The following is a 13205-nucleotide window of genomic DNA, read 5'->3' as shown; positions in this document are numbered from 1 at the left end:
GCCTTCGGCGGGCGGTCTTTCCCTTCACGGATTGCTGCCCGCCGGATAGCCCGGCGCTGCCTTGCCAGTGCCCGTGCGGAAGAAGTTCGAGGCACCCATGATACGCTATATTCTCCAGCGCCTGTTCGGCATGATCGTAGTCATGGCGCTCGTCGTCACCATTGTCTTCGTCATCGTCCGCGTGACACCCGGCGATCCCGCCGCCGTCATGCTCGGACCGGAAGCGACGCAGCAAGACATCGCCGAATTGCGCACCAAGCTTGGTCTCGACCAGTCGCTCGGCCTGCAATATGTCTACTATATCGGGCAGCTGCTGCAGGGCGATCTCGGCCAGTCGATCTTCCTCAACCAGCCGGTCACTTCGGCGCTTGCCGAGCGTGCCGAGCCGACCTTCTTCCTGACCCTGTTCTCGATTCTGATCGCCAGCGGCATTGCGCTGCCGATCGGCATCTACGCCGCCTACCGCCGCGGCTCCTTCGTCGACCAGGCGGCCACCACGCTGGCGATGCTTGCCGCCAGCATTCCGAGCTTCTGGCTCGGCCTGATCCTCATCCAGTTCCTCGCGGTCCGCCTCGGCTGGTTCCCGGTTTCGGGTTACGGCGGGCCGGGTTCATCCTTCGCAGAGCGCATGTACCATCTGACCTTGCCGGCCATTGCGCTCGGGGTCGTCTCCTCGGCGCTGATCCTGCGCTTTACCCGCGCCTCGATGCTCGATGTGCTCGGCGACGACTTCATCCGCACCGCCCGCGCCAAGGGTCTCGGCGAACGCAAGGTGGTAATGAAACACGCGCTGAAGAATGCCCTCATCCCGATCCTGACCATCATCGGTCTCACCGCCGCGGTTCTGATCTCCGGCGCCGTCGTCACAGAAACCGTCTTCGGCCTTCCGGGCGTCGGCAATCTCGTCGTCTCCGCCGTGCTCAGGCGCGACTACCCTGTGATCCAGGGCGCGCTGCTCGTCATCGCCGCTCTTTACGTGCTGATCAATTTCGCGATCGACATGCTCTATCTCCTCGTTGATCCAAGGGTTCGCTACTGATGACCGCCACCGTATCAACCCCTGTCGCAAGCGAGCGTGCCAAGTTCCTGCGCCGCCTGCTCAAGCGCAAGACCGTTGCCTTCGGTCTCTTCGTTCTCGTCGTCTTCGTGCTCCTGGCCGTCTTCGCGCCGCTGATCGCGCCCTATGCGCCCGGCAAGCTGTCGATCGTCAACCGCCTGTCGCCGCCGAGCCTGCAATGGTTCTTCGGCACTGACGAATTCGGGCGCGACGTGTTTTCGCGCACGCTCTATGCCGGCCGGCTTTCGCTGCTCGTCGGCGCCGCCGTCGTCACGCTCGCAACGATCGTCGGTGTCGTCATGGGCCTCGTCGCCGGCTTCTTTCCGAAGCTCGACGCGCCGATCGCCCGCCTGATCGACGCGATGATGGCCTTTCCCGATATCCTGCTGGCGATCGCGCTCGTCGCCGCCCTCGGCCCGTCGCTGACGACGGTGATCGTCGCGCTCAGCGTCGTCTACGCGCCGCGGCTGGCGCGGGTGGTGCGCGCCTCGACGCTGGTGATCCGCGAGCTGCCCTATGTCGAGGCGGCTCGCGCGCTCGGCATCTCGACGCCGCACATCATGACGCGGCATGTGCTGCGCAACCTGCTCTCGCCGATCCTGGTGCAGGGCACGTTCCTGTTTGCCCATGCCATGCTGGCCGAAGCCGGGCTTTCCTTCCTCGGCGTCGGCGTCAGTCCTGAGATCCCGACCTGGGGCACGATGATCGCCTCGGGCCGGCAATATATCGGACAGGCCGATTGGGTGACGCTGTTTCCCGGCATCGCCATCGTGCTTTCGGTTCTGTCCCTGCAGATGGTTGGCGATGGTTTGCGCGACATGCTCGACCCCCGCCTCAGAAAGGACCTGTGATCCATGCCCACCGCAACCCGTAGCACCAGCCCCGTGCTGATCAGCAACGTGAAGCCCGTCGCCTTCGGCATGGCGGCACCGAGCGAAACCGTCGACATCCTGATCGGTGGCGACGGCACCATTGCCCGCATCGGCAGCCAGTTGTCGGCGCCTGAAGGCACCCAGCGCATCGACGGCAAGGGTGCCTGGATTTCGCCCGGCTGGATCGATCTGCACGCCCATGTCTGGCATGGCGGCACCGACATTTCGGTCCGGCCGCAACTCTGCGGCATGGAGCGCGGCGTCACCACCATCGTCGACGCCGGTTCGGCCGGCGAAGCCAACTTCCATGGTTTTCGCGAATACATCATCGAGCCGGCGCGCGAGCGCATCAAGGCCTTCCTCAATCTCGGCTCGATCGGCCTCGTCGCCTGCAACCGCGTCAGCGAGCTCAGCGACATCCGCTCGATTGACATCGACCGCATCATCGCCTGCTACCAGGAAAACCGCGAGCATATCGTCGGCCTGAAAGTGCGCGCCAGCCACGTGATCACCGGCTCCTGGGGCGTAACCCCGGTCAAGCTCGGCAAGAAGATCGCCAAGATCCTCAAGATCCCGATGATGGTGCATGTTGGCGAACCGCCGGCGCTCTATGACGAAGTGCTTGAAATCCTCGGCCCCGGCGACATCGTCACCCATTGCTTCAACGGCAAGGCCGGCAGTAGCATCATCGAGGACGAAGACCTGTTCGAGCTTGCCGAGCGCTGCGCCGGCGAAGGCATCCGGCTCGACATCGGCCATGGCGGCGCGTCGTTTTCGTTCCGCGTCGCGGAAGTCGCCATTGCCCGCGGCCTGCTGCCCTTCTCGATCTCCACCGATGTGCACCTGCGCAGCATGAACCAGTCAGTCTGGGACCTCGGCACCACCATGTCGAAGCTCTTGAGCGTCGGCATGCAGTTCGAAAAGGTCGTCGAGGCCGTGACGCAGGCTCCGGCCTCGGTCATTCGCCTGCCGATGGACGGGCTTCTGACCGTCGGCGCGCGCGCCGAGTTCACCCTCTTCGATCTCGTCGATTCCGAACTGCGCGTCTTCGATTCACTTGGAGCCGAAGCGCATCTCAACCGCCTCTTCGAGCCGCGATATGCGCTCATGGGCACGGACGTCGTGGCGGCAAACAGATACCAGCCGCAGCATGTCGAATGCCCCGACCACAGCCACGGCTTCAGCTACCGTTGAACCATCACAGAACACAGAAACTGGCAGGATATCGCGTGAACAGTTTGGACCATAAGACCAAGGGCCGTGTGCCGGCTTCGCCCTACCAGAGGCTTGCAGCCCTCGGCATCGACCTGCCCCCGGCACCGCCGCCGATCGCCAACTTCGTCACCCATGTTCAGGAGGGCAACATTCTCTACCTCTCCGGACAGGGCCCGCGCGAGGTCGACGGCCACCTGCATGCCGGCAAGGTCGGCGCCGACGTCGACGTTGAAAGCGCCTATGAGCACGCGCGGCTGACGGGCATCAATCTGCTGGCGGTGATGCATGATGCGCTCGGCGATCTCGGCCGCGTCAAGCGCATCGTCAAGCTCCTCGGCATGGTCAACGCCGTACCGGACTTCGCCGATCATCCGCAGGTGATCAATGGTTGCTCCGACCTGCTGATCGACGTCTTCGGCGAAGCGGGGCAGCATGCCCGCTCGGCCGTCGGTTTCGGATCGCTTCCCGGCAACATCACCGTCGAGATCGAAGCGATCGTCTCGCTTCACGAGTGACGGTTTAAGGGAGGTCGGATCAATGGCTGCGCCAGCCCATCATCTTCTCGATCCGCTCGGCGGAAACCCTGACGTGATCGGCGTAGAAGTTGCGATCGTCGACGATCTTCTGTTCGGGCAGAACGATGGAGATGGTCGCGACGCAACTGCCCTTGTCGTCGAGGATCGGGGCGGCGACGCAGGCGACCGCATAGTCGGATTCACCGGCCTGGATCGAAAGCTTGGCGGCAAGCGCCGTCTCGGCCTGGCTCGACAGTGCGGCCGGATCTACATCGGCCCGGCCCGTCGGCGATGTGCGGGCGCAACGGCGGAACAGCTCCAACCTCTCGTCGGAGGGCAGATGGCCGACCAGCAATCGTCCGGAGGCCGTCCAGTTAAGCGGCACCCGGGTGCCGACCCTGGATGTCACCTGGAAATGGCCGGGGCCGTCCGCCATGGCGAGCACCTGCATGTAGTCGCCGTCGCGACCGCAGAGCTGGATGGTTTCGGCAACCTCGCGACCGAGATCATGCATCTCCCGCGTCGCCACGCCGAGGAAATCGAGCGAGCGCGCATAGGCGAGACCGTAATGGTAGAGCCTGTCACCGAGCCAGACCTGGCCGTCGGCATCGCGGCTGAGCAGGTTCTTTTCCACCATGTCGTCGACGATGACATAGGCCGTCGACAGCGGCGCGCCGACCGCTTTGGCAATCGCGTAGACGCCGCTCGGAGAACCGGTCTCGTAGAGGAAGTCGAGCACCTGCAATGCCCGATCCATGCCGCTTACGCGCGAACGGCGGGTCTTGCCGGTCGGCTCCATGTCGTCGCCGGCTTCGGCGGCAATCGTCGTCTTGTCCAAGGGTCTACTCCCATGCAATTCGAAATTCGCATCAGATGGGCGGTCAGCAACGGCTTTCCGTCTCACCCGCGACAACGGCCGGTTCGGCGATCCGAAACGGCCCGTTCATATCTCATTACTATGGTAGATATTCCGCGAAAACGGAATAGCTTAACCTGTTCCGACTGCCAGAAAATCATATGGAGACCACCATGCCTGACCGCGACATCCGCGAAGCTCTCGGACTTCGGCCCGTTATCAACGTATCCGGCACGATGACCAGCCTCGGCGCATCGATCGTGGTTCCGGAAGCGATCGCCGCGATGACAGGCATACTGCCGCAATTCGTCGAGATCAACGACCTGCAGCGCAAGATCAGCCCGGTGATTGCCCGGCTGACGGGCGCCGAGGCCGGCTTCATCACCGCCTCCTGCTCCGCCGGCATCAGCCTTGCAGTCGCCGGCACCATGACCGGCAACGACCTCGCCGCGATCGAGCGCCTGCCCGATGCCACGGGCTTGAAGAACGAAGTCATCATCCAGATGGGCCATGTCGTCAGCTATGGTGCGCCGGTCGACCAGGCGATCCGCATTGCCGGCGGCAAGCCGGTGCTCGTCGGCCAGGCGACGTCGGCCTATCGCTATCACATCGAAGGCGCCATCAACGAGCGCACGGCGGCTGCCATCTATGTCGTCTCCCACCATGTGGTTCAGTACGGCCTTATCGGGCTCAAGGAATTCGCCGAGGCCTGCCATGCCAAGGGCGTGCCGGTCATCGTCGATGCCGCATCCGAATATGATCTGAAGATCTTCCTCGAACAGGGCGCGGACATCGTCCTCTATTCCGGTCACAAATTCCTGGGCGGCCCGACCTCCGGCATCGTCGCCGGCGAAAAGACGCTGGTGCGCAACGCCTTCCTGCAGAACCTCGGCATCGGCCGCGGCATGAAGGTCGGCAAGGAAAGCATGCTCGGCGTGATGGCAGCCCTCATCGCCTGGGAAACGCGCGACCACCAGGGGATCCGCGACCGCGAGGCCGGCTATCTCCATCTCTGGCGCGACACGCTCGACGGCCGCCCGGGCGTCAAGCACGTGATCGAAGCTGACCCGACCGGCAATCCGCTCGACCGCCTGCGCGTCACCATCGATCCGCAGGAAGCCCACATCACCGCCTGGGATCTCGCCGATGCGCTGGCGCGCGGTCAGCCGCCGATCATCGTGCGCGACCACGATGTCGAGCACAATTACTTCTATCTCGACCCCTGCAACCTGCACCCCGGCCAGGAAACCATCGTGGCAGACCGCCTTTCCGAGGAGCTGACAAAGGCGCGCAGCTCCAACGAGATCATCGCCACGCCGCTTCATGAGCGCAATGCCCGCCGCTTCGCCGGCCTGTTGCGCTGGCCCGACTGAGACCGATCCGCCCACCCCGTGCAGAACGACAAGGAATGTGAGACATGACCCGCACCGACGCTGCCACCGATCCGTCGAAAGCTGTGCTTTCGGTCGAGAACCTGACAACCTCGTTTCTGGTCGACGGCGCCTGGAAGCCTGTGGTGCGGGACATCTCGTTCTCGGTCATGCCGGGAGAGACGGTGGCGATCGTCGGTGAATCCGGCTCGGGCAAGAGCGTGACGTCCCTTTCGATCATGCGCCTGCTGCAGAAGGACATGAGCCGAACCGAAGGGCGAGTCATGCTCGGCGGCTGCAACATCCTCGATCTGCCGGAAAGCGACATGCGTCGCGTGCGCGGCAACGAAGTGGCGATGATCTTCCAGGAGCCGATGACCAGCCTGAACCCGCTGTTCACCATCGGCGACCAGATTTCCGAAGCGCTGCTCTGCCATCGACCGATGAGCAAGGCGGAAGCGAAGGCCGAGACCATTCGCCTGCTCGACAAGGTCAGGATCCCGTCGGCCGCTTCCCGTTTCGACGAATACCCGCACCGCTTCTCCGGCGGCATGCGCCAGCGCGTCATGATCGCCATGGCGCTTGCCAGCCGTCCGAAGCTCCTGATCGCCGACGAGCCGACGACCGCCCTCGACGTGACGATCCAGGGACAGATCCTCGACCTCATCAAGGTGCTGCAGGAGGAGGAAGGAACGTCCGTCCTGTTCATCACCCACGACATGGGCGTGGTTGCGGAGATCGCCGACCGCACCGTGGTGATGTTCCGCGGCGAAGCGGTGGAAACCGGCCGGACGGACGACATCTTCCTGCGCGCCAAACATCCCTATACCCGCGCACTTCTCTCGGCCGTACCGATGCTCGGCTCGATGAAGGGCAAGCCGCAGCCGCTGCGTTTTCCTGTTATCGACAGCGTCACTGGCCTGCCGGATACGCCGGCCGAGGGAACGAGCACGGTCGCTCAGACCCGCCCGATCCTTGAGGTGAAAAACCTCGTCAAGCGCTTCGACATTCATGCCGGGCTGCTCGGCAAGCTGCAGGGCCGCGTGCACGCCATCGAAAACGTCTCCTTCAGCCTGCAGCCGGGCGAAACGCTGTCGCTCGTCGGCGAATCCGGCTGCGGCAAGTCGACCACCGGTCGCGCCATCATGCGGCTGATCGAACCGCAGAGCGGGTCGGTCGTTCTCAACGGCCAGGACGTGCTGGCCATGGATCGCAAACGCTTGCGCGAAATGCGCCGGACCATGCAGATGATCTTCCAGGATCCCTTCGCCAGCCTCAATCCTCGCATGACCGTGGGGGCTGCGATCGCCGAACCCTATCTCGAGCACAAGCTCGGCACCGCGAGCCAGGCCCGCGACAAGGTCGCCGACCTGCTGGAGCGCGTCGGCCTGCAGGCCGACATGGCCGCGCGCTACCCGCATGAATTCTCCGGCGGACAGCGCCAGCGTGTCTGCATTGCGCGGGCGCTGGCGCTCGATCCGAAGGTCATCGTTGCCGACGAATCGGTCTCGGCCCTCGACGTCTCGATCAAGGCGCAGGTCATCAACCTTCTGCTCGACCTGCAGGCGAGCCTCGGCCTTGCCTATCTCTTCATCTCGCACGACATGGCCGTCGTCGAACGCGTCAGCCACCGTGTCGCGGTAATGTATCTCGGCGAGATCGTCGAGATCGGCCCGCGCACCGATATCTTCGAAAACCCGCAGCACCCCTACACCCGCAAGCTGATGGCAGCCGTGCCGATCGCCGATCCGACCCGGCGGCACACCAGGCGCAATGTCGCCAGCGACGAGATCAAGAGCCCGATGCGCGCGCCCGACTATGTCGTGGGCGAGCGGCAGTACCGCCAGATTTCGGCGGAGCACTTCGTGCAAGTGTAGAAAGCGGGCGCTTAAAACCGCGCCGTCACTTGTCTGGCGTGCAGACGCGCAGGCGATGGCCATCGGGATCGAGCGCGACAAAGGTGCGGCCGAAGACGGCGGTCATCAGGTCCTGCTCGATCGGGATCCCAGCCTTGCGCCATTCCGCGTAAAGCCGCTCGACCTCGGCGTCGTCCTTGACCATGAAGGCGATCTCCATCCGGTGGCCCGAACCGGAGGAGACGAAGTTCGCGGCCTTGGTGGACCAGAGGCTGAAGTTCAGGCCGTTATCGAGGGCATAGGCGACGTAGGCCGGAAAGGCCGCAACCGGCCCACGGCCAAGCAGCCGTGTGTAGAAGGCGGCGCTCTGTTCAGGATCTTCCACGTAAAGCAGGATGAGGTTCGGGGTCAGCATCGTCGATCATCTCCGTTGTTCGATGGTCGCAAGCTAACGCGTGCCACTGTCAGCTTTTGTCAGCATCGAAATCATGCCCGGCGCAAAAAAGCCGCCGCTCCGAGGATGGAGCCGGCGGCCTTGTCGGACCATGCTAACCACTGAGGTCGGCGTCTGCGTCAGAAGACGGCCAGATATTTCAACAGCGAGATGATACCGATAACGAGCACGATAGCCTGCACGATCTGTTTCGCCCGGCCGTCCAGCGGCAGGCGCTGAACCAGATAAAGCACGAGCACGATGACGAGGAACGTGATCAGAATGCTGATAAGAAGCCCCATAGACAAACTCCCTTTTCAAGGCGACGCGAAGTCGTCTGAGTTGTAACTATGAGGCGAGCCGAAAAGTTCCAATACTGGCAAATACTTATTTAGATAAGGCTGGGTTCCGGCCTCCGTCCCTGCCGACTGGCAGCAGTTCCGCGCACACGAAATCAGAGCTCGCGGCGATCATGCCGCGCACGACTGGCTCATCAGCGTTGATTGCATGGAAGATCGGGAGAAGGGTGTCAGCCGGCCGCCTTGCAGGCGATCCCGGCATCATTCTCGCCCTTCGTCGCATCGTAGAGCGTTGCCTCGTCACCTTTCGTCCACCAGATATACTGGCCGCCGGCATACTTGGCACCCGATGCGGAAATCACGTTAGAGGCGACGGTGAAGTTGCCGTCGAGGGTGAAGGTCACCAATGAGGCCGGGCCGGCATTGATGTATTCGGCTTCGACCGTCTTGCCGCCGCAGTCATAGCGCGCCGACTGGCGATCGACGGTCTCTGCCCCCGGAACCGAAATCGTGACATCGACACTGCCCGATCCGCCCGCTGCCATCGACGCCAGCGTCAGCGCCGGCGCGCCGGCCGACTTGCCGAGGATCAGTTTCGACCCTTCGACATCCCAGGAAAGCTCGGTGCGCAGTGCCGCCAGGAATTTCTGTTCCTGATCCATCACCGCCGGCACGCACATCTTGCGGGTCGAGGCCGCCGGGCCGAAGGTGATCTTCGCACCGGAAAGGCTGAAAGTACCGGTAAAGTGGTTGCAGCCGGCCATGCCGCCATAGGTTCCATCGTCGCGGATCTCCAGCGTCGACTGAAGATTGTCGATCACCCCGCGGCCGGCGATATCTTCGGCAAGCCAGATGCCGACAAGCTGTTGCGGCACGTTTTCGGCAGCGACCGTCTGCATTGAGGCCATTTCGATCAGCACGCAGGCGCAGGAAAGGGCGGTGGCGACTTTCAGCATCGGGAACTCCTTCGCGCTTCGACTCGTCGTCCGATTCTTAGCCCGATCACACGCCGGATTGAAGACCGCGCCCTTGTTGCACGTCGATTTCGCCTGTAGAGCCTAGCGCATACAATGAAGATCGGCATCGGTTTTCGGCAAAACCAAAACGCGGCTTCCCTCTGTCGGAGCGAGCGTTAGGCGCTCGGCCGGGCGCTTGCGCCCCCGCCCCGCTGTAAGGCTGGAAGAACGAACAAGAACATGGGAATTGGCATGGCATCCCGCGAAAACGCGAAGCGCCGACTGACGATCCTGGGCTCGACCGGCTCCATCGGCACCAATACGCTCGATGTCGTCGAGCGGCTGGGCGGTCGCGACAGTTTCGAGATCGTCGCTCTGACCGGAAACGGCAACATTCCGCTGCTGGCGCAGCAGGCGATTGTCCACGGCGCAGAGCTTGCCGTTACCGCCGACGACAGCCATTACGCCAGCCTGAAGACAGCGCTCTCCGGCACCGGCATTGAGGTTGCGTCAGGCAGGAGCGGCCTGATCGAGGCGGCGGAGCGCGACGCCGGCTGGGTGATGGCGGCAATCGTCGGCAATGCCGGACTTGCCCCGACGCTGGCCGCCGCAAGCCGCGGCGCCGACATCGCGCTTGCCAACAAGGAATGCCTGGTTTCCGCCGGCAGCCTGTTCATCGAAGCGGTCAGGAAGGGCGGCGGCCGCCTCTTGCCGGTCGATAGCGAACACAACGCCATCTTCCAGGTGCTGGAAGAGCACCAGCGCCATGCCGTCGAGCGCATCATCCTCACAGCCTCCGGCGGCCCCTTCCGCACCAAGACACTCGAAGAGATGCGCCACGTGACGGCCGACGTCGCCCGCGCCCATCCGAACTGGTCGATGGGTCTGAAGATCTCGATCGACAGCGCCTCGATGTTCAACAAGGCGCTGGAGATGATCGAAGCCAAGCACCTGTTCGGCCTCAGGCCGGAGCAGATCGAGGTGATCGTGCATCCGCAGTCGGTCATCCACTCGATGGTCGGCTACACCGATGGCTCGGTGCTGGCGCAGCTCGGCTGCCCCGACATGCGCACCGCCATCGGCTATGCGCTCTCCTATCCCAGCCGCTGCGACCTGCCGATCGAACGGCTCGACTTCGCCAAGCTGTCGCGCCTCGATTTCGAAGCGCCCGATGAAATCAGGTTTCCGGCAATCCGCCTGGCGCGCCGCGCCATGGAACAGGGCGGCGTGCAGGGGGCCGTGCTGAACGGCGCCAAGGAGACGGCGCTGGAAGCCTTCATCGCCGGTCGGGCCGGGTTCCTGGACATGGCCGAAATTGTCGAGCAGGTAATGGACAAGCTCTCGGACCTGCCTGCGGCCGTCACCATGGACGATGTCTTTGCCGCCGACGAAAAAGCCCGACAACTGGCTGCCGGGCTGATCCGATAGTTTGCTGATCGGGCGTTCCCGCCCCTCATCCGGCTGCCGCCACTTTCTCCCCGCACGCGGAGAGAAGGTTAGGGGCAGATTTCTCGAAAGATAAGTGAAGCCTTACGCGACGGCCCGTGCCAGCGCGCAGCGCGACCACAGCGAATGCAGCGCGCCGACCAGATGGTCGATATCGGCATCCGAATGCAGCGGCGTCGGAGTGATGCGCAGGCGCTCGGTCTTCGTCGGCACCGTCGGGTAGTTGATCGGCTGCACATAGACGCCAAAATGGTCGAGCAGCAGGTCGGAGATCCACTTGCACTTGGCGGCGTCGCCGACCATGACCGGCACGATATGGCTCGGGTTCGGCATATGCGGAATGCCGCGCTGGTCGAGCAGCGAGCGCAGCCGGCGCACGCGCTCCTGATGGGCGAAGCGTTCGATCTGGCTTTCCTTCAGATGACGGATGGAGGCAAGCGCACCGGCCGCAAGCGTCGGTGGCAGCGCCGTCGTGAAGATGAAGCCCGAAGCAAAGGAGCGGATGAAATCGCAAAGCGCCGTCGAGCCGGTGATGTAGCCGCCCATGACGCCGAAGGCCTTGCCGAGCGTGCCTTCGATGACGGTGAGGCGATGCATCAGGCCTTCGCGCTCGGCGATACCGCCGCCACGCGGGCCGTATATGCCGACGGCGTGCACTTCGTCGAGATAGGTCATCGCGCCGTATTTGTCGGCGAGATCGCAGAGCTCCTTGATCGGGGCAATGTCGCCATCCATCGAATAGACGGATTCAAAGGCAATGATCTTCGGCGCGCGCGGATCGGCTGCGGCAAGCTTGGCTTCGAGGTCGGCCACCGAGTTGTGCTTGAAGATGACGCGTTCGCACTTGGAATGACGAATCCCCTCGATCATCGAAGCGTGGTTCCCGGCGTCTGAGAAGACGATGACACCGGGAATCTTCGAACAGAGCGTTCCAAGGGCGGCCCAGTTGGACACGTAACCCGAGGTGAACAGAAGCGCCGATTCCTTGCCATGCAGATCTGCGAGCTCGCGCTCGAGCAGCACATGGTAGTGGTTGGTTCCGGAAATGTTGCGGGTGCCGCCGGCACCGGCGCCGCATTCGTCGATGGCGCGTTTCATCGCCTCGGTGACGATGGTGTGCTGGCCCATGCCGAGATAGTCGTTGGAACACCAGACGGTGACTTCCTGAATGCCTTCAGCCGTGTGGCGCGCGGCCTTCGGAAAGTTGCCGCGATGGCGAGCGATATCGGCGAAAACCCGGTAGCGACCTTCCTGATGCAGCCCGTCCAGCTCGGTTTTAAAGAAATTCTCGAAATCCATCATCTTCTCCAGTGCCCTGCCGCTTTTTTTGATTCAAAGCGACCGGGGGTCAACCCCGCAATGCGACGCGGCCGCCGCCTGCGGCAAAAGGCCTCTAGTTTTGAACCGTTCCAAAGAAAGCCTTAGCGCATGTAAATCCCTCCAAGCTTGATCGAAGTCAAGCTTGGACGAAAAAAGGGCGGCCGAAACCGCCCTTTTTGACGCATCAAGACAGGCCCGCATTGCTCATGCTGCAGCCACCGCGCGTTTTGCCATCACCTTGACCAGATTGGCGCGATAGGCGGCATCCGCGTGGATGTCGGAAAGCAGGTCGGAAGCGTCGACCGGCACATTGGCAAGCGCATCCGGCGACCACTGCGACGAAAGCGCCGCCTCCATGTCCTTGTGCCGGAAGACGCCACTCGATCCGGCCCCCGTCACCGCGACGCGAACATCGCCATTGTCCCGGCGCACGACGAAGACGCCGGTCATGGCGTAGCGCGAGGCCGGGTTGGCGAACTTCTGGTAGGCTGCCTTTGCCGGAGCCTCGAAGGCGATCGCGGTCACCAGTTCGCCGTCTTCGAGCGCGGTCTCGAAAAGACCGGTGAAGAAATCGCCGGCGGCAATTTCCCGCCTATCGGTGACAATGGTCGCATCGAGCGCCAGCATCGCCGAAGGGTAGTCGGCAGCCGGATCGTTGTTGGCGATGGAGCCGCCGATCGTGCCCATGTGGCGCACATGCGGGTCGCCGATATGGCTGGCAAGCCCTGAGATCGCCGGGCACACGGCCGCCAGCTCGGCGGAGGACGCCACGTCGAAATGGGTGGCCGCAGCACCGATCCTCACGGTTCGCCCCGTCACCTTGATGCCCTTCATTTCCGCGACATGCCTGAGATCGATGAGGTCGGTCGGTGCGGCAAGCCGCTGCTTCATCGTCGGGATCAGCGTCATCCCGCCGGAGAGATATTTGCCCTCGCCTGCGGCCTGCTTGAGTTTGACGGCATCCTGGATAGAGGACGCCCGGTGATAATGGGTCTCGTACATGACACGTC

The 13205-nt window shown here is 63.4% G+C and carries 13 protein-coding genes; 7 read left to right on the top strand and 6 right to left on the bottom strand.

Annotated elements, in window-relative coordinates; all coding sequences use genetic code 11:
* The first annotated feature begins 97 nt into the window (after window positions 1–97).
* From C6558_RS16955 to C6558_RS16940, 4 genes are read left to right on the top strand one after another with little or no spacing between them, the layout of a single operon-like run.
* Window positions 98–1039: an ABC transporter permease gene (locus tag C6558_RS16955; RefSeq protein WP_025425006.1), complete on the top strand. Its 942-nt coding sequence runs from the start codon at window positions 98–100 to the stop codon at window positions 1037–1039.
* Window positions 1039–1908, top strand: a complete 870-nt coding sequence (locus C6558_RS16950) for an ABC transporter permease (RefSeq protein ID WP_025425007.1) — start codon at window positions 1039–1041, stop codon at window positions 1906–1908. Before C6558_RS16955 ends, C6558_RS16950 begins: the two co-directional genes overlap by 1 nt.
* A 3-nt stretch (window positions 1909–1911) precedes the next feature.
* Window positions 1912–3123 (top strand): amidohydrolase/deacetylase family metallohydrolase, encoded by a 1212-nt coding sequence (locus C6558_RS16945; RefSeq protein WP_025425008.1) that lies wholly within the window; start codon window positions 1912–1914, stop codon window positions 3121–3123.
* A 44-nt stretch (window positions 3124–3167) separates the two neighbouring features.
* Window positions 3168–3659: a RidA family protein gene (locus C6558_RS16940; protein WP_025425009.1), complete on the top strand. Its 492-nt coding sequence runs from the start codon at window positions 3168–3170 to the stop codon at window positions 3657–3659.
* 19 nt (window positions 3660–3678) lie between these two features.
* Here C6558_RS16940 and C6558_RS16935 read toward each other — a convergent pair whose 3' ends face one another.
* Window positions 3679–4458: an IclR family transcriptional regulator gene (locus tag C6558_RS16935; RefSeq protein ID WP_051509186.1), complete on the bottom strand. Its 780-nt coding sequence runs from the start codon at window positions 4456–4458 to the stop codon at window positions 3679–3681.
* A 230-nt stretch (window positions 4459–4688) separates the two neighbouring features.
* Here C6558_RS16935 and C6558_RS16930 point away from each other — a divergent pair, with 230 nt between their 5' ends.
* A complete protein-coding gene (locus tag C6558_RS16930; protein ID WP_107027571.1) occupies window positions 4689–5888 on the top strand; it encodes an aminotransferase class V-fold PLP-dependent enzyme in 1200 nt (399 codons plus the stop codon).
* Between the two features lie 44 nt (window positions 5889–5932).
* Window positions 5933–7762 carry an ABC transporter ATP-binding protein gene (locus C6558_RS16925; RefSeq protein ID WP_025425012.1) on the top strand — a complete coding sequence of 610 codons (1830 nt, stop codon included), beginning with the start codon at window positions 5933–5935 and terminating at the stop codon, window positions 7760–7762.
* Between the two features lie 25 nt (window positions 7763–7787).
* Here the strand turns inward: C6558_RS16925 and C6558_RS16920 are convergent, their stop codons facing one another.
* The 3 genes from C6558_RS16920 to C6558_RS16910 all read right to left on the bottom strand — a co-directional run bounded on the left by C6558_RS16920 (window position 7788) and on the right by C6558_RS16910 (window position 9429).
* The gene (locus C6558_RS16920; protein WP_025425013.1) at window positions 7788–8156 is read right to left on the bottom strand and encodes a VOC family protein; all 369 of its coding nucleotides are present in this window, start codon (window positions 8154–8156) and stop codon (window positions 7788–7790) included.
* A gap of 158 nt (window positions 8157–8314) precedes the next feature.
* Window positions 8315–8476: a Thivi_2564 family membrane protein gene (locus C6558_RS16915; protein WP_107027568.1), complete on the bottom strand. Its 162-nt coding sequence runs from the start codon at window positions 8474–8476 to the stop codon at window positions 8315–8317.
* Window positions 8477–8703: 227 nt separating this feature from the next.
* Complete coding sequence (locus C6558_RS16910; RefSeq protein WP_025425014.1) at window positions 8704–9429, bottom strand: META domain-containing protein; 726 nt, start codon at window positions 9427–9429, stop codon at window positions 8704–8706.
* Between the two features lie 252 nt (window positions 9430–9681).
* Here C6558_RS16910 and dxr point away from each other — a divergent pair, with 252 nt between their 5' ends.
* Window positions 9682–10857 carry a 1-deoxy-D-xylulose-5-phosphate reductoisomerase gene (dxr, locus tag C6558_RS16905; RefSeq protein ID WP_025425015.1) on the top strand — a complete coding sequence of 392 codons (1176 nt, stop codon included), beginning with the start codon at window positions 9682–9684 and terminating at the stop codon, window positions 10855–10857.
* Between the two features lie 102 nt (window positions 10858–10959).
* On the opposite strand, the gene hemA is transcribed toward dxr, so the two are convergent.
* Both hemA and C6558_RS16895 read right to left on the bottom strand, forming a co-directional pair.
* On the bottom strand, window positions 10960–12174 hold the full coding sequence (gene hemA / locus C6558_RS16900; RefSeq protein WP_025425016.1) for a 5-aminolevulinate synthase: 1215 nt from the start codon (window positions 12172–12174) through the stop codon (window positions 10960–10962).
* 225 nt (window positions 12175–12399) lie between these two features.
* Window positions 12400–13197 (bottom strand): xanthine dehydrogenase family protein subunit M, encoded by a 798-nt coding sequence (locus tag C6558_RS16895; RefSeq protein ID WP_025425017.1) that lies wholly within the window; start codon window positions 13195–13197, stop codon window positions 12400–12402.
* Window positions 13198–13205 lie beyond the last annotated feature (8 nt).

It is taken from the genome of Ensifer sp. NM-2, assembly GCF_003024455.1.
Lineage (GTDB): Bacteria > Pseudomonadota > Alphaproteobacteria > Rhizobiales > Rhizobiaceae > Ensifer > Ensifer canadensis.
Note: the sequence above shows the minus strand (reverse complement) of the source record. Positions and strands in the feature narration are given on the sequence as shown.